The organism is Cellulomonas phragmiteti (assembly GCF_016862775.1).
Taxonomy (GTDB): domain Bacteria; phylum Actinomycetota; class Actinomycetes; order Actinomycetales; family Cellulomonadaceae; genus Cellulomonas; species Cellulomonas phragmiteti.
In genome coordinates this window covers 102546-118428 of record NZ_BONP01000012.1, presented here as the reverse complement: position 1 = coordinate 118428, position 15883 = coordinate 102546, and the positions used below count along the sequence as shown (strand labels likewise).

Below are 15883 nucleotides of genomic sequence, written 5' to 3'. Positions count from 1 at the left end.
GGGTGCCCGGCCGCAGCCGGGCACCCGCCGTCGGTCGGTCGTCAGAAGCCCTGCGCGACCCGGTAGTACACCTGGTTCCAGCGGACCTGGTCGGCGAACCCGCGACGCGTCGTCGACTCGTCGATGACGAGCAGCTCGGTGCGCGCCAGCTCGGCGAAGATCTCCCACGCCTCGATGCCCACCGCCGTCGTCAGCACCGTGTGGTGCGCACCCCCGGCGGTCAGCCAGCACTCGGAGGACGTCGTGAAGTCCGGGCGCGGCTCCCACACCGCACGCGCGACCGGCAGGTGCGGCAGGTCCGCCGTCGGGGGCACGACGTCCACCACGTTGGCCGTCAGGCGGAACCGCTCGCGCATGTCCGCCAGCGAGACCACGACGCCCGGGCCGGAGTCGGTGTCGAACACCATGCGGACCGGGTCCTCCTTGCCGCCGATGCCCAGCGGGTGGATCTCCACGCGGGGCTTCGACGTCGTGAGGCTCGGGCAGATCTCGAGCATGTGCGCGCCGAGGATCTTCTCGGCGCCCGGCGTCAGGTCGTAGGTGTAGTCCTCCATGAGCGACGCGCCGCCGGGCAGCCCGGCGCCCATCACCTTGGCGACGCGGACCAGCACGGCCGTCTTCCAGTCGCCCTCGGCACCGAACCCGTAGCCCTTGGCCATGAGCCGCTGCACGGCAAGGCCGGGCAGCTGGCGCAGGTCGCCCAGGTCCTCGAAGTTCGTCGTGAACGCCTTCGCGTCGCGCTCCGTGAGGAACCCCTCGAGCGCGATCTCCTGACGGGCCGCGTAGCGCAGCGACTCGTGCCGGTCGCCGCCGCGGCGCAGCTCGGGGACCACGTCGTACAGGTCCTCGTACTGCGCGACCAGCGCGTCGACCGCCGCGTCGTCGACCGCGTCGACCGCGGCGACCAGGTCGTTCACGCCCCAGGTGTTGACCGACACGCCCAGGCGGATCTCCGCCTCGGTCTTGTCGCCCTCCGTGACCGCGACGTTGCGCATGTTGTCGCCGAACCGCACGAGGTTGAGGTCCTGCGCGGCCTGCCAGCCGGCGGCCGCGCGGACCCACGTGCCGATGCGGGCGGTGACCGCCGGGTTCGACACGTGGCCGGACACCGTGGTCCGGGCCAGCCCCAGGCGCGTGGCGATGTACGCGTACTCGCGGTCGCCGTGCGCGGCCTGGTTGAGGTTCATGAAGTCGAAGTCGATGGTGTCCCACGGCAGCTCGACGTTGGCCTGCGTGTGCAGGTGCAGCAGCGGCTTGCGCAGCAGGTCCAGGCCCGTGATCCACATCTTGGCGGGGCTGAACGTGTGCATCCACGTGACGACGCCGAGCACGCGGTCGTCGCTGTTGGCGTCGAGCATCGCCCGGCGGATGGAGTCCGAGTCCTTGAGGACCGGCTTCCAGACCACCGTCGCCGGGACGTCGCCGGACGCGTCGAGCGCCGCCGCGACCTCCTGGGACTGGGCGGCGACCTGCTGCAGCGTCTCCTCGCCGTAGAGGTCCTGCGAGCCGGTGAGGAACCAGATCTCCTGGTCCGGGTAGGCCTTGCTCATCGCGATTCTCCTTCGGGGGTCGCAGCAGCCGTGCTCGTCTGCTGGCCGTAGACGTTCTGGTACCGGGCGTACAGCGAGTCGACGTCGTCCTGCGCGATCGGCAGCGGCTCGCCGAGCTGCCGGCTGATGTGGACGGTCCGGGCGACCTCCTCGACCATGACCGCGGCCTTCACGGCGGCCGTGGCGTCCTTGCCGATCGTGAACGGGCCGTGGTTGCGCATGAGCACCGCGGGGCTGCGCGAGTCCCGCAGCGTCTCGACGATGCCGCGACCGATCGAGTCGTCGCCGATGAGCGCGAACGGACCGATCGGGATGTCCCCGCCGAACTCGTCGGCCATCATCGTCAGCACGCACGGCACGGGCTCGGCCCGCGCCGCCCAGGCCGTCGCGTAGGTCGAGTGGGTGTGCACGACACCGCCGACGTGGGGCAGGTGCGTGTACACGTAGGCGTGCGCCGCGGTGTCGGACGACGGTGCGCGCGTCCCCTCGACGAGGGTGCCCTCGAGGTCGCACACGACCATCGACTCGGGCGTCAGCTCGTCGTACGTCACGCCCGACGGCTTGATGACGAGCAGGTCGCGCGCGCTCGGCCCGGCGGGGTCGACGACCACACGCTGCGAGACGTTGCCGGCCGTCCACACGACCAGCCCCCAGCGGGGCAGCTCGGCGTGCAGCGCGGCGACCTTCTCGCGGGCGCGCGCCACCTCCTCGCGGACGGCGGGCGCGTAGGCGTCCAGGGCTGTGGCGGTCATGCGTCCTCCTGCGTCGGTGCCCGCGGCGCGGGCGGGAGCGTCCCGGCGCGGGCGGCGCCGGCGTGCGGCGGGCGCCGCGTGGGGGTCGGGTGGGCGGGTCAGAGCACCTCGGTCGCGGTGCGCTCGACGGGCAGCCCCGCCTCGTAGCGCTCGAGCCACGCGGCGTAGCCCGCGACGTCGGCCGGGTCGGGGTGCGCGACGTCGATCTCGGCGTCCGCGAAGACGTCCGTCGTCAGGTACGTGCCGAGGTCCTGCGTGGCGCCGCTGGCGAGGTAGCCGGCCAGCACGGCGATGCCCCAGGCGCCGCCCTCGCCCGCGGTCCGGCCCACCGCGACGGGCGTCCCGACGGCCGCGGCGAGCAGCCGCTGCGCGACGCCCGCGGTGCGGAACAGCCCGCCGTGGGCGAACATCGCGTCGACCTCGACGCCCTCGGCCGCGAGGATCCGTATGCCCAGGCTCAGGGTGCCGAACGCACCGTACACCTGCGTGCGCACGAAGTTGCCGAGCGTGAGGCGGCTGTCGGGGGTCCGCACGACCAGCGGCCGCCCGTGCTCCAGACCCGTGATCGGCTCGCCGGACAGGTAGTTGTACGCGAGGAGCCCGCCGCCGTCAGCCTCACCCTCGAGCGCCTCGCGCAGCAGGACGCCGAAGACCTCGTCGGCGCCCGCGTCGGACCCCAGCGCGGTGGCGAAGCGCCCGAACACACCGGCCCACTCCCCCAGCTCGCTCGCGCCGTTGTTGCAGTGGACCATCGCGACGAGGTCGCCCGCGGGGGTCGTCACGAGGTCGATCTCGTGGTGGACGCGCGCCAGCGGCTGCTCGAGCACGACCATCGCGAAGATGCTGGTCCCGACGCTGATGTTGGCGGTGCGGGGCGCCACGGACGCGGTCGCGACCATGCCCGTGCCGGCGTCGCCCTCGGGCGGGCACAGCGGGGTCCCCGCGCGCAGCGTCCCCGTCGGGTCGAGCAGCGCGGCGCCCTCGTCGGTGAGCCGGCCCGCCTCCTGGCCCGCGACGAGGACCTCGGGCAGCAGGTCGGCCAGGTGGTCGACGGGCAGGCGGTCCGCGGCGAGGGCGTCGTAGCGGGCCAGCAGGTCGGCGTCGTAGCCGCGTGTGGCGGGGTCGACCGGGAACATGCCGGACGCGTCGCCGACGCCGAGGACCTTGCGGCCCGTCAGGCGCCAGTGCACGTACCCGGCGAGCGTGGTCACGAAGCGCACGTCGGCGACGTGCGGCTCGGCGTCGAGGACGGCCTGGTGCAGGTGCGCCACCGACCAGCGCAGCGGGATGTTGTAGCCGAACAGCTCGGTGAGCTCGGAGGCGGCCGCACCGGTCGACGTGTTGCGCCAGGTGCGGAACGGCACGAGCAGCTCGTCGTCGGCGTCGAACGCGAGGTAGCCGTGCATCATCGCGGAGACGCCGATCGCGGCGAGCGACGTGGGGCGCACGCCGTACCGACGTCCCGCGTCGGACAGCAGGTCGGCGACGGCGGCGCGCAGCCCGTCCCAGACCGCGTCGAGCGCGTACGTCCACGTGCCGTCCACGAGCTGGTTCTCCCAGGCGTGGCTGCCGGAGGCGAGGGGCGTGTGGTCCTCGCCGACCAGCACCGCCTTGATACGGGTGGAGCCGAGCTCGATCCCGAGGGTCGCGCGACCCTCCTCGAGGGCCCGGCGGGCCGTGTCCTGCTGGTCGTCCGCCCCGTGCTCGTGCGCCATCGCGTGCTGCTCCCTCTCCGGGCGCCGTCGCCCGGTGTCGCCGTCGCGGGCCGCCCACCCGGACCACCCGCACCGAGGTGATGTTAACGCTCACATGGCGTGCCTGTCGACTCTCGTCACCCCGTCGGCGGCCCCTGCGCCGCACCCGACGAGCGCCGGACCACCAGCTCGGGCGCGATCGCGTGGTGCGCCGGCGCGCCACCCGCCAGAGCGTCCACCACCGACTGCACCGCACGCCGCCCCAGCTCGTCGAACCCCTGGCGCACCGTCGTCAGCGGCGGTGCGTAGAAGGCGGTGCCCGGCTCGTCGTCGAACCCCACGACCGCCACGTCCTGCGGCACCCGGACCCCCGCCTGGCCGAAGGCCGCGAGCAGACCGAGCGCGAGCTGGTCGTTCGCCGCGAAGATCGCCTCCGGCACGCCCGTGCGGACCAGCTCCGTGCCGACCTGGTACCCGTCGGCCGCCGACCAGCCCCCCGCGCGGTGCTCCGGCACCGGCACCCCGGCCGCCTCCAGCGCCTCGCGCCAGCCCCGCAGCCGGTCGCGGGCGTCGTACCACTCCTGCGGGCCCGCGACGTGGACCACGGTGCGGCGCCCCGACGTCAGCAGGTGCTCCGTCGCCAGCCGCCCGCCGGCGACCTGGTCCACCGAGACGGTCGGCAGGTCCAGGCCCTCCCGGCCCGACGACACGAGCACGACCGGCACCGGGACGTGCACGCCGCCCACCGCGTCGACCGTCCCGCTGCGCGGCGCGACGACGACGACCCCGTCCACCCCCTGGGCCAGGAAGTGCTCGACCGCGGCGACGACCTCGTCGCCCTGGAACGCGCGCAGCGTCGCGACCGAGACGTAGAACCCCGCGTCGCGCGCCGCCTGCTCGAACGCCACCAGCGTGCTCGTCGGGCCGAACAGCGCACTCGCCGGCGTGATCACCCCGAGCGTCCCCGTACGGCGCGTCACCAGGGCGCGCGCGGCCAGGTTGGGCCGGTAGCCGAGGGTCGCGATCGCCTCGAGCACCCGCTCCCGCGTCGCCGGGCGCACGCTCGGGTGCTCGTTGAGCACGCGGGACACCGTCTGGTGGCTGACGCCCGCGAGCGCCGCCACGTCGTTCATCGCCGGCGGCCGGCCGTCGCGCGAGCGGCGCGACGTCGCCGGTCGCCCGGCACCCGCCGGTCGGGGACCCCCGGTCACCGTCAGCCCGCGCCGAGCTCGCGCGAGCGCTCCGCGGCGGCGCGCACACCCGCCACGAGGCCCGCGCGCACCGCGTGCGCGTCGAGCGCGGCGACGCCCGCGACCGTCGTCCCCCCGGGGGACGAGACCCGCTCGCGCAGGACCACCGGGTGCTCGCCGGTCTGCGCGACCATCGCGGCCGCGCCCTCGACGGTCGCGACGGCGAGCCGCGACGCCAGGTCGCGCGGCAGCCCCAGCAGGACACCCGCCTCGGCCATCGCGTCGATCACGTAGAACGCGTACGCGGGACCCGACCCGGACAGCGCCGTCACCGCGTCGAGGTGCTTCTCCGCGACCCGTTCGACCAGGCCCGTCGCCGCGAGCACCCGCTCGACGAGCGCGAGGTGCTCCTCGCCGGCGGCCGCGCCCGGCGCGATCGCGCTGGCCCCCTTGCCGATGAGGGCCGGCGTGTTGGGCATGACGCGCACCACGGGGGTGCCCGCCGGCAGGGCGTCCTCGTAGACCCGCAGCGGCACCCCCGCGGCGACGCTCACGACCAGCGCACCGGGGCGCAGCACGGGCGCGATCTCCGCGAGCGCCGCCGGCACCACGTCGGGTTTGACCGCGAGCAGCACGACGTCGGCCGCGGCGACCGCGTCCCGGTTGCCGGCCGTGCGCACGCCGTGCTCCTGCGCCAGGGCGTGCGCCTTGGCGCGGTCCTGGTCCGCCACCGCCACGCGGTCCCCCGGCCACCCGCCCGCGCGCAGGGCCGCGACGAGCGTGCCGCCCATGACCCCACCGCCGAGCACCGCCACCGCGGGCGGCGCCCCCGTGTCCTGCGTGGTCATCGAGCCCCTCCGTCGCTGATCACGGCCGCCCGTCGCGCGACCAGGGCGAGCCTACTGTCGCGCGGGACCGTGGCCGCAGCAGCCGCGCGTCCTGCCCCCGTCGACGTCGTGGGCGGGCTCGGGCGACGTCAGGGCTCCACCGTCAGCAGGCCGTCGAGGAGCAGTCCGCGGACCGTGGGCAGCACGTCGGCGGCGACGTCACCCGCCGGGACGTCGAGCAGGGCGCCCAGCGCCCCGATGATCTGGCCGGCGGTCAGCTCCCCGTCGCAGGCGCCGACGAACGCGGCGAGCGCCGTGCCGGCCTGGACCGCGCGCCCGAACCCGTGCCCCTGCCGCAGCAGGACGACGCGCGGATCGACCGCACCGGGCTCGAGGTACCGCTCCTCGGTGACGTCGGGCGCGACGGTCAGCCGCAGCGCGGCGAGGCCCTCGGCGGTCAGGCCCGCGACGGCGTCGTGCGCGGCGAGGCCCGCCGCGATGACGGGTCCCAGGGGCGGGCGGACCGGCCCGGTCTGCTGCTCGAGCCGCCGCAGGGTCGCGGGCCCGGCGACGGGCCGACGCAGCGTGACGATCCCGAACCCGACCGACGTGACGTCGCGCGACGCCAGGTCGTCGAGCCAGGCACCGTACCGGGACGCCCAGGTGCCGCGGTCCGCGGGTGTGGTGCCGCCGTCGCGGATCCACGTCTCGGCGTACTGCGCCGGGTCCTGCTGGTCGCGCAGCACGACCCACGCGTCCAGCCCGGACGCGTCGACCCACGCGCCGATGCGCTCGTGCCAGTCCTCCCCGCCGCGCACCTCCCAGTTGGCGAGCAGCTGGGCCACCCCACCGGGGGCCAGCACCGCCCCCACGCCGGTGACCAGGTCCCGGACCAGGTCGTCGCCGGCCCGGCCGCCGTCGCGGTAGTCGTACGCGGGCACGTCGGCGCGGCGGGGGGTGATGACGAAGGGCGGGTTGCTGACGACCAGGTCGAACGTCTCGTCCGCGACGGGGTCGAGCATCGAGCCGGCGCGCAGGCTCACGCGGTCGGGGCCCAGACCCGCCAGCGCCGCGGTGAACCCCGCGTACGCGAGGGCCCGGGAGGACAGGTCCGTGGCGACGACGTGCGCGGCGTGGCGGCTCGCGTGCAGGGCCTGCACGCCGCACCCGGTGCCGAGGTCCAGGACGCGCCGGCGCGGGTCGCGGACCGTGGCCTGCGCGAGCGTGAGGGACGCCCCGCCGACGCCGAGCACGTGGTCGGTGCGCAGCGCACCCCCGGTCGCGAGCTCGCCCAGGTCGGACGCGATCCACCAGGAGGCGTCGCCCGCCCCGTCCGTGGCGGCGTAGGGGCGCAGGTCGACCCGGGCGCGCGCCTGGTCGTCGGGGGCGGCGCCGGCGACGTCGACCAGCCCGAGCCGACGCGCGCCGGCCACCCCGACCGTGGGCAGCGCGGCCTCCAGAGCGGCCGCCGTGACCGGTGCACCGAGCACGAACACGCGCGTGAGCACGGCGGCCGGGTCGCGACCGGCAGGGGCCGACGGGTCGGTCGCGCGCAGCGCCGGCACGGCCTCCCCGCGTGCGAGGGCGCCCGCCGGGACGGGGCCGAGCAGCTCGTCGACGTGCTCGACCGTGTACGCGGCGGCGGTCAGGTCCGCACGCAGCGCGTCCACGAGGCGGGGGTCGACGACGGGGGTGTCCGGGGTGACGCTCACGCTCCCATCGTCCCAGGCGGCGCCGGTCCCGGCCGTCGCCCGGGCACGGCCGGCGCTCAGGGCTCGGGCAGGTGCACGTCCACGACGAGGGGGCGGTGGTCGCTCGCGACGCCCACGGCCGCGGCGTCGGGCACGTGCGCGCCGAGCACCGGCAGGCGCCGGTCGACGAGGACCACGTCGATGCGGACCCGCGGCACGTCGGCCGGGTAGGTCGGGTGGTCGGCGTCGGCGACGCTCGCGGCGTCCTGCAGCGCACCGCCGCCTGCGGTCAGCGCGACCCACGACGGCCCGCCCGGGCGCTCGTTGAGGTCGCCGGCCACCACGACCGGGCCGTCGGACCCGTGCAGGAGCCGGCGCGTCAGCAGGTCCACGTGCCGGCTGCGCTCGGACGCGCGCAGTCCCAGGTGGACGACGACGACGCGGACGCCGTCGACGCGTGCGGTGGCCGCCCCGCGCCGCGTGAGCCCGGGCCGCCACGGCAGCCGCAGCGCCGTCGCGCCCCGCACGCTGCGGTGCGGCACCACGAGCAGGGCCGTCGTCCGGGCACCACCGCCGCCGACGGCCACCCGCAGCCCGGTGCGTGCGGCGAACCGCCGCAGCCGTACCCGCCCGCGCAGGCCGCGCGGCGGCTCCTGGACCGCGAGCACGTCGGGACGCGCCGCACGCACGACCTCGACGAGCGCGTCGACCTCCTCACGCAGCCCTCGCAGGTTGTACGTCATCACCCGCAGGGTGCCGATGTCGCGCGCGTTCACCGTGGGCTCCGTCCGTCGTGCGGCTGCGTGAGCGTACCGAGCGGCCGCGGGCGCGTCACGGGGCCGACCACGGACGCCCCTGCCGCGGCACGCGCCGACCTGGCGTACGTTGGCCGCCTCCGACCGACCGACCGGTGCGCCGCGACGCGCCCGACGAGAGGACCCGCGTGCGCCGCACCCGCGCCCTGGCCGTCACGGCCGCCGCCACCCTGCTCCTGACCGCCTGCACAGCGTCCGACACCCCGACGCCCGACGCGACGGGCACGACCGCGCCCGGTGCGACGCCGGCCGCGCCGGACGCGCCCCCGCCCGGCCCGCTGCCCACGGCGGCCGCCACCGACGACTGCGTGGTCGGCACGTGGCGCCTGGACCTCGCGGCCATGCAGGGCGAGCTGCGCGACCTGGTCGCCGGGAGCGGCGACGGCGAGGTCGAGGTGACCCTCGACGGCACGACGACCTACGAGTTCGAGGTCGACGGGCGCTTCACCGCCGCCGTCGACTCCTCGTCGTCGGTGGCGATGTCCGCCGGGGGGGACGAGCTGAGGTCGACGTCGGCGTCGGCCGGGGACCTCGAGGGGACCTGGGTGCTCGCGGACGGTGTGCTGACCATCGCGGACGTCGACCCGCAGGACCTGGACGTGACGACGACCGCCACGCTGGGCGGCGACCCGCTCGACGTCCCGGCGGGCTCCGCCGAGGACGCGATCGAGGCGCTCCCGCCGACGTCCTCCACCGCGACCTGCTCGCCCGACGCGCTCGCGCTGACGGCGTCGCCGCCGGCCGATGCCGGGGGCGACGCCGTCGGCATCACCTACGTGCTGCGGCGCTGACCGCCGCGGGTCAGCCGACCAGCTGCGCCTCGTGCTCGAGGCGTCCCTCACGGTCGACCTTGGCGGCGCGCAGCCGCGACGCGATGACCGCGCCGAACGCGATGGCGGTGGCCACGACCGCGATCCCCAGGCGCAGGGCGTGGTTCGCGTCGTCACCGACGGACACCACGACGATCGCCGGGGCGATGAGCACCGACACCAGGTTCATCACCTTGATGAGCGGGTTGATCGCGGGCCCGGCCGTGTCCTTGAACGGGTCGCCGACGGTGTCGCCGATGACGGCGGCCGCGTGGGCGGGCGATCCCTTCCCGCCGTAGCTGCCGTCCTCGATGATCTTCTTCGCGTTGTCCCACGTGCCGCCGGAGTTGGACAGGAACACGGCCATCAGCACACCGGTGCCGATGGTCCCGGCCAGGAAGCCGGCGAGCGGGCCGACGCCCAGGCCGAAGCCCACGGCGATGGGCGCGAACGCGGCCAGCAGGCCCGGGGTCGCGAGCTCGCGCAGGGAGTCGCGCGTGCAGATGTCGACCACGCGCGCGTACTCGGGCCGCACCTCGCCCGTCATGATGCCGGGGTTCTCGCGGAACTGGCGGCGCACCTCGAACACGATGGCACCCGCCGCGCGCGTCACCGCGTCGATGGCGAGCCCGGAGAAGAGGAACACGGTGGCGCCGCCCAGGATCACCCCGACGAGGGTGATCGGGTTGATGATGTCGTACGACATCATCGCCGCGACGAGGTCGTCGCCCATCTCGCCCGAGACGCCCGCGAGCGCCTGCCGCACGGCGTCGGCGTACGAGCCGAACAGCGCGGTCGCGGCGAGCACGGCCGTGGCGATCGCGATGCCCTTGGTGACCGCCTTGGTGGTGTTGCCCACCGCGTCGAGGTCCGTGAGGATCTGCGCCCCCTCGGGGGTGACGTCGCCCGACATCTCGGCGATGCCCTGCGCGTTGTCGCTCACCGGCCCGAACGTGTCCATCGCGACGATGACCCCCACGGTCGTCAGCAGGCCGCAGCCCGCGAGCGCGATGAGGAACAGCGCGAGGGGCACCGAGCCGCCGGCGAGCAGGAAGACCCCGCAGATCGCGGCGGCGATGATGCCGGCCGTGTAGACGGCGGACTCGAAGCCCACGCCGATCCCGGACAGCACGACCGTGGCGGGACCGGTCAGCGTGGTGCGGGCGACGTGCAGCGTCGGCTTGCTCGTCGTGCCCGTGAAGTAGCCGGTGACCCACAGGATGACGCCCGCGAGGACGACGCCGATGAGCACGGCGGCCGACGCGACGAGCCGCGGGTCGCCCGCGTGGCCCTCGAGGCCGGTCGTGCCGCCGGGCAGCTCGGCGAACGTCGCCGGGAGGTAGGCGTAGGCGGCCGCGGCGGCCAGCGCGACGCCGACGAGCGCCGACACGTAGAAGCCGCGGTTGATGGCGGCCAGGCCGCTCTCGTCGCCGCGCACCCGGGTCATCGCGACACCGAGGGCCGCGACGAGCGCTCCCACCGCGGTGACGATGAGCGGGAACACCATGCCCTCCTCGCCGAACGCCGCGCGCCCGAGGATCAGGGCCGCGACCAGCATGACGGCGTAGGACTCGAACAGGTCCGCAGCCATCCCGGCGCAGTCCCCCACGTTGTCGCCGACGTTGTCCGCGATCGTGGCGGCGTTGCGCGGGTCGTCCTCGGGGATGCCCTGCTCGACCTTGCCGACGAGGTCCGCGCCGACGTCGGCGGCCTTGGTGAAGATGCCCCCGCCGACGCGCATGAACATCGCGAGCAGCGCGGCGCCGAACCCGAAGCCCTCGAGCACCGCCGGTGCCTCGCCGCGGTACAGCAGCACGACGAGGGAGGCACCCAGCAGGCCGAGACCGACGACGGCCATGCCGACGACGCCACCGGTGCGGAACGCGATCCGCGCACCCTCCGCGCGGCCGTCGGGGCCGGACGCCGCGGCGGCGACCCGCAGGTTGGCGCGCGTCGCGAGCCACATCCCGAGGAACCCGATGGCGGCCGAGAACCCGGCGCCGACGAGGAAGAAGACGGACCGCCCGATCTTGACCCCGCCGTCGCCCGGCAGCAGGAACAGCAGGGCGCAGACCACCGCCGCGAACACGGCGAGCGTGCGGAACTGGCGACTGAGGAACGCCGAGGCGCCCTCCTGCACCGCCTGGGCGATCTGCTGCATCGAGGCGGTCCCCTCGCCGGCGGCGAGCACCTGGCGACGGAGGACGGCGGCGACGACCAGGGCCGCCAGTCCGATGACGGCGATCGCCGCGACGATCGTGATGCTCGTGGCACCGAGCTGCATGCATCCTCCTCGACACACCGGCGCGATCCCCCTGAGCGCGCCCCACCGCCCGGCCCCGTTGCCGTCGGACCGGGCGAGTCTAGCGGGGGGTGTGACGCAGGTCGCACCTGGTCAGCACTCGGTCACCCCGCTCAGGTCGCGAGAGCGGCGTCCAGCGTGTCGTGGATCGTGAAGACCTGCGTGAGGCCCGTGATGCGGAAGACCTTGAGGAGCCGCTCGGAGTCGACCACCAGGACGAGGCGGCCGCCGGCGAGCCGCACGCGCTTGAGGGTGCCGACGAGCAGGCCCAGACCCGTGGAGTCCATGAACGTCACCGCGGAGAGGTCGACGACGAGGTCCGTGCGGCCGTCGGACAGCAGCTGCGCGACGCTCTCGCGCAGCCGGTCGGCCGAGGCGACGTCGATCTCCCCCGCGACGTGCACGACGGTGCGCGCGCCGACGTCCTCGGTGGTCACCTGCACCTCCATGGACGCCCCTCCCCGGACCCGTCGTGTCGCCTGCATTCAAGCATCCCGTGGCGCACCGGGGGCAGCCGTCCGCGCGCGCCGTCGTCCCCGACCCAACGTTTCGCGCTGCTCATCCGTCACCATGTCGTGAGGGGACGGCTGTGCCGCGCCCCCGCCGGCCGACGACGGGAGCACCGTGAGCACCTGGCAGGACGCGCTGGACGAGCTCGTCCGCACCCGCGGCCGTGCGCTCGTCGGCTACGCGTACCTGCTCACGGGCGACCCGCGCGAGGCGGAGGACCTGGTGCAGGACGCCCTGGTCCGGACGTTCACCCGCGGGCGCGGGACCCGCGAGGTCGCGTCCGCCGAGGCGTACGTGCGGCGCGCGATCCTCACGACGTACGTCGACGGCTTCCGGCGACGGCGGCACTGGGCGACGATCCGGCACCTTGCCGCGGTGCCCGAGCCGACCCCGTCGGACGGCCCCGACGCCGGGCCGGAGCCCGTGATCACGACGCGGCTGGCCGTCCAGCAGGCGCTCGCGCTGCTGCCGCCTCGCGAGCGCGCGTGCATCGTCCTGCGCCACTTCGAGGACATGACCGTCGCGCAGGTCGCCGACGCGCTGTCCCTGTCCGTCGGCACCGTCAAGCGCTACCTGTCGGACGCCACCCGCACGCTCGAGTCACGGCTCGGTGACCTCGCCGGCGCCGACGACGCACCCGCGCACCACACCGACGAGGTCCTCGTCACCGTCCGGAGGTCACGATGAGCACACGGCTGGATCTCGCGCTGCAGGAGGTCGCCGAGGCCGCGGGCGCGTCGAGCGGGTTCGGCGACCCGGAGACCCCCGGCACCGCCACGACCGTGCACCGCCTGGCCGCGCGCGTGCGGCGGCGGCGCGCCGCCCGGGGTGCGGCGACCACCGCCGTCGCCGCGAGCGCGGCCGGGGCCGTCGCGCTGGTCGGGCCGCAGCTCACGCGGGAGGCCACCCCCGCGGGCGACCCCGACGCCGACCCGGGCGAGTGCCGGTCGGCCGTGGCGGACCTGCCGTCCGGGCCGCGCGACGTGCTCGGCGTCGAGCTCGGTCAGCGCGACGCCGACGACGTGGCGGTGATCGATCCCGCGGGCGCCGGGCAGGACCTGGGAACATGGCTGAGCGGGTCCGCGGACCTGGTCGTCAACGTCTCGCAGATCCCCGACGCCGGCGTGGGCGCGACACGTCTGCGGTTCCTGCTCACCCAGGACGGCGTGGTGCTCGGCACCGCGCACGAGCCCATCGCGGTCACGCCGCTCACCACCGACGAGGTCCTGAGCACGCGGCTCGAGGGCATCGGGGCGTGGACCACCGACCACCTGCCCGTGTACCCCCTGGAGGAGACCGACCGGCGGTGGTGGGAGGTCGTCGAGACCTCGGGCGGCGCGCTGCGGGTCGCCCAGACCGTCGAGCTGGGGCTGACGGCGTGCGACGGCTCGGGGGCCCTGCCCCCCGGGACGTACCAGGTGTACGCCACGACGGTCGACGCGGTCGGCACCGCCCGCGGCGCCGCCGGCCCGTGGGACGTCGAGGTCGCGGCCGACGACGCCACGCCGCACGCGCTGCCGGACGGCTTCCCCCAGGACGTGCCGCTGATCGACGGCCGCCTGGTCGCCGCGCACCGGCACGGCGACGGGTGGGCCGCCGAGATCGTCACCCCCGGCAACGACCGTGGCACCGTGGCGGTCTCCCTGCTGGCGCCGGTGGCCCTGCGCTCGGACCACGTCCCGGCGGACGCGATGGTGCTCGGCCCGCCGTACCAGGACGTGGTCGTCACGCGTGCGGGCGTCGAGCTGCCGGGCTGGGCGGTGCGCGCGGTCGCCTCCCGGACGCCCGCCGGGGAGCCGTCGGTGGTGTACATCCTGACCGCGCGCCCGTGACGGCCCGCGCGGCGGTACAACGTTCCCGGGCCGCCGCGCGTCTCGGCTGGTGACGGGACCCACCCGTCCGCGCCGGGACGGCCCGGGTGCCACGGGAGGTGACGCGTGCCGACGAGCAGCACCTCCGTCGACGACGCCACCGAGGACGACGACGACACCCTCGCCGTCCTCGCGCGTGAGCGCGGCCGCGCGCTGTTCGGGTACGCCTACCTGCTGAGCGGCGACCGCGGCACCGCCGAGGACCTCGTGCAGGACGCCCTCGTGCGCACGTTCTCGCGGGTGCGCGCCGGGACGGACGTCGCGCACGCCGAGGCGTACGTGCGCTCCGCGATCCTGCGGGGGCACCTCGACGCGCTGCGACGACGGCAGCGGTGGGCGACGGTGCGCCACCTGCTGCACGTGCCGGGCGAGGACACCGTCCGCGACCCCGCCACGTCCGTCGCCACCGACTCCGCGGTCCAGTCCGCGCTCGCGACCCTCGCGCCGCAGGAGCGGGTCGCCGTCGTGCTGCGGTACGTCGAGGACCTCACGGTCCCCGACGTCGCGGCGCAGATGGGCCTCGCGGTCGGCACGGTCAAGCGGTACCTGTCGACGGGGTCCGCCAAGCTCGCGCAGCGGCTGGGACCGCTGCCCGACGACGCGGACCACGTCGTCGTCCACGCCCGGGAGGCACGATGAGCACGGACCGGCACCCGCTGGCGGACGCGCTGGACGACGCCGAGCGGTCGGGTGCGGACTACGAGGTCCCCGTCGCGCTCGTGCGGGCACGCGTGCGGCACCGCCGCCGGGTGCGCGCGGCGGCGCGCGGCGGTGTCGCGTGCGGGGCTGTCGTCGCGGTGGCCCTCGCCCTGCCGGCGGTCCTCGGCGGGCCGGGCGGCGTGCCGCCGGCCGCGCAGGGCGACTGGCCGGCGCAGTTCGGCCGGTGCGGCGAGCGCGTGACGGTCGCCGACGACGACGAGGACGCGCCCGTCGCCGTGACGCTCGAGCCGCAGGACACGATCGGCGCGGACCGGCTCTCGATGACGTCGACGTGGGTGCGGTACGACCCGGAGGCCGTCTCCGACGTCGGGCCTGCGGCGTTCGAGGCGCTGCTGCTGCGCGACGGGGTCGTCGTCGCGGTCGAGGACGGGGCCGGGCGTGTCGTCGTCCCGGCCTCCGAGCTGCCCGAGGACCCGTCGGTCCCCGGTGTCGGCGTCTGGTCCCACGGCGCCGTCCTGGCATCCTGCGCGCAGGTCCCCGACGGCACCGGGGACCCGCGGGTGCCGGCCGGGGTCTACGAGCTGGTCGTGAGCCAGACGGTCCGGTGGCGGGCCGCCGACGGCAGCGCCGGGTCCACGCGCGTGTCCCGGCAGCTGCGCGTCACGGTCACGGAGTTCGCGCGCCCGGCGGCCGAGCCGCTGCCCGAGGAGTGCGGCTCTGACACCGCGACCCTGGCCGCGCGCGCCGGGCCGGAGGCGAATCCGTTCGCGGTCACCCTCGACGCCGACGTCCCCGCCGAGGTGGCCGCGGGCGGTGAGCTGCGGTTCACGGTGTCCGCGACCAACGAGGGGAGGTCCGTCGTCGACGCCTACGTCGGGCGCCCGTCGGTGCTGCTCACGCGGGACGGGCGCGTCGTCGCCACGCCGCCGGGGCCGTCCGAGCTGGCGCTGTCGGCGGGCATCTCCCCCGGCGCGTCGATCGGGTACGACGCCACGAGCTCGCTCGTGGACTGCGCGACCGGCGCTCTGGCCGACGCGTTCGGCCCGGACGAGGGGCACCCGCTCGCGCCCGGGGACTACGAGGTGTGGGTGGGGCTGGACCTGCTGCTCACGGGTCGGTCGCTCCCGGCGGGCGAGTCGGGCGACGTGCACCTGCTGGCCGGGCCGTGGCCCGTGACGCTGCGCTGAGCCGGGAGAGGTGAGGGTGGCGCCC

General features: G+C 75.9%; 14 protein-coding genes. 5 read left to right on the top strand and 9 right to left on the bottom strand.

Annotated elements, in window-relative coordinates; all coding sequences use genetic code 11:
* Positions 1–41: 41 nt before the first annotated feature.
* The 7 genes from araA to Cph01nite_RS11620 all read right to left on the bottom strand — a co-directional run bounded on the left by araA (position 42) and on the right by Cph01nite_RS11620 (position 8480).
* Positions 42–1550 carry an L-arabinose isomerase gene (araA, locus tag Cph01nite_RS11650; RefSeq protein WP_203674311.1) on the bottom strand — a complete coding sequence of 503 codons (1509 nt, stop codon included), beginning with the start codon at positions 1548–1550 and terminating at the stop codon, positions 42–44.
* Complete coding sequence (locus Cph01nite_RS11645; RefSeq protein WP_203674309.1) at positions 1547–2302, bottom strand: L-ribulose-5-phosphate 4-epimerase; 756 nt, start codon at positions 2300–2302, stop codon at positions 1547–1549. The genes araA and Cph01nite_RS11645 overlap by 4 nt, the downstream gene beginning before the upstream one ends.
* A 98-nt stretch (positions 2303–2400) precedes the next feature.
* Complete coding sequence (locus Cph01nite_RS11640; protein ID WP_203674308.1) at positions 2401–4017, bottom strand: xylulokinase; 1617 nt, start codon at positions 4015–4017, stop codon at positions 2401–2403.
* Between the two features lie 116 nt (positions 4018–4133).
* Entirely contained in the window at positions 4134–5129 is a 996-nt protein-coding gene (locus Cph01nite_RS11635) for a LacI family DNA-binding transcriptional regulator (protein ID WP_203674306.1), read from the bottom strand.
* 80 nt (positions 5130–5209) lie between these two features.
* Entirely contained in the window at positions 5210–6034 is an 825-nt protein-coding gene (gene proC, locus Cph01nite_RS11630) for a pyrroline-5-carboxylate reductase (protein WP_203674304.1), read from the bottom strand.
* 128 nt (positions 6035–6162) lie between these two features.
* Positions 6163–7725, bottom strand: coding sequence for a DUF7059 domain-containing protein (locus Cph01nite_RS11625; RefSeq protein ID WP_203674302.1), 1563 nt, complete (start codon positions 7723–7725; stop codon positions 6163–6165).
* Positions 7726–7781: 56 nt separating this feature from the next.
* Complete coding sequence (locus tag Cph01nite_RS11620; RefSeq protein ID WP_203674300.1) at positions 7782–8480, bottom strand: endonuclease/exonuclease/phosphatase family protein; 699 nt, start codon at positions 8478–8480, stop codon at positions 7782–7784.
* 167 nt (positions 8481–8647) lie between these two features.
* Between Cph01nite_RS11620 and Cph01nite_RS11615 the strand changes: the two genes are divergently transcribed.
* Positions 8648–9310, top strand: a complete 663-nt coding sequence (locus Cph01nite_RS11615) for a hypothetical protein (RefSeq protein ID WP_203674299.1) — start codon at positions 8648–8650, stop codon at positions 9308–9310.
* A 10-nt stretch (positions 9311–9320) separates the two neighbouring features.
* Here the strand turns inward: Cph01nite_RS11615 and Cph01nite_RS11610 are convergent, their stop codons facing one another.
* Together Cph01nite_RS11610 and Cph01nite_RS11605 are read right to left on the bottom strand one after the other, a co-directional pair.
* Positions 9321–11612: a sodium-translocating pyrophosphatase gene (locus Cph01nite_RS11610; protein ID WP_203674297.1), complete on the bottom strand. Its 2292-nt coding sequence runs from the start codon at positions 11610–11612 to the stop codon at positions 9321–9323.
* A 131-nt stretch (positions 11613–11743) separates the two neighbouring features.
* Positions 11744–12067 carry an STAS domain-containing protein gene (locus tag Cph01nite_RS11605; RefSeq protein WP_444542254.1) on the bottom strand — a complete coding sequence of 108 codons (324 nt, stop codon included), beginning with the start codon at positions 12065–12067 and terminating at the stop codon, positions 11744–11746.
* Positions 12068–12254: 187 nt separating this feature from the next.
* On the opposite strand from Cph01nite_RS11605, the gene Cph01nite_RS11600 reads away from it, so the two are divergent.
* The 4 genes from Cph01nite_RS11600 to Cph01nite_RS11585 all read left to right on the top strand — a co-directional run bounded on the left by Cph01nite_RS11600 (position 12255) and on the right by Cph01nite_RS11585 (position 15858).
* Positions 12255–12827, top strand: coding sequence for a SigE family RNA polymerase sigma factor (locus Cph01nite_RS11600; protein WP_203674295.1), 573 nt, complete (start codon positions 12255–12257; stop codon positions 12825–12827).
* Positions 12824–13972, top strand: a complete 1149-nt coding sequence (locus Cph01nite_RS11595; RefSeq protein WP_203674294.1) for a hypothetical protein — start codon at positions 12824–12826, stop codon at positions 13970–13972. The genes Cph01nite_RS11600 and Cph01nite_RS11595 overlap by 4 nt, the downstream gene beginning before the upstream one ends.
* A 105-nt stretch (positions 13973–14077) precedes the next feature.
* Entirely contained in the window at positions 14078–14650 is a 573-nt protein-coding gene (locus tag Cph01nite_RS11590) for an RNA polymerase sigma factor (RefSeq protein WP_203674293.1), read from the top strand.
* On the top strand, positions 14647–15858 hold the full coding sequence (locus Cph01nite_RS11585) for a hypothetical protein (RefSeq protein WP_203674292.1): 1212 nt from the start codon (positions 14647–14649) through the stop codon (positions 15856–15858). Before Cph01nite_RS11590 ends, Cph01nite_RS11585 begins: the two co-directional genes overlap by 4 nt.
* Positions 15859–15883: the final 25 nt, after the last annotated feature.

Excerpts from the sequence above, each read along its gene's own strand:
- araA (WP_203674311.1), bottom strand. The coding sequence starts at position 1,550 with ATGAGCAAGGCCTACCCGGACCAGGAGATCTGGTTCCTCACCGGCTCG.
- Cph01nite_RS11645 (WP_203674309.1), bottom strand. The coding sequence starts at position 2,302 with ATGACCGCCACAGCCCTGGACGCCTACGCGCCCGCCGTCCGCGAGGAG.
- Cph01nite_RS11640 (WP_203674308.1), bottom strand. The coding sequence starts at position 4,017 with ATGGCGCACGAGCACGGGGCGGACGACCAGCAGGACACGGCCCGCCGG.
- Cph01nite_RS11635 (WP_203674306.1), bottom strand. The coding sequence starts at position 5,129 with ATGAACGACGTGGCGGCGCTCGCGGGCGTCAGCCACCAGACGGTGTCC.
- proC (WP_203674304.1), bottom strand. The coding sequence starts at position 6,034 with ATGACCACGCAGGACACGGGGGCGCCGCCCGCGGTGGCGGTGCTCGGC.
- Cph01nite_RS11610 (WP_203674297.1), bottom strand. The coding sequence starts at position 11,612 with ATGCAGCTCGGTGCCACGAGCATCACGATCGTCGCGGCGATCGCCGTC.
- Cph01nite_RS11595 (WP_203674294.1), top strand. The coding sequence starts at position 12,824 with ATGAGCACACGGCTGGATCTCGCGCTGCAGGAGGTCGCCGAGGCCGCG.
- Cph01nite_RS11585 (WP_203674292.1), top strand. The coding sequence starts at position 14,647 with ATGAGCACGGACCGGCACCCGCTGGCGGACGCGCTGGACGACGCCGAG.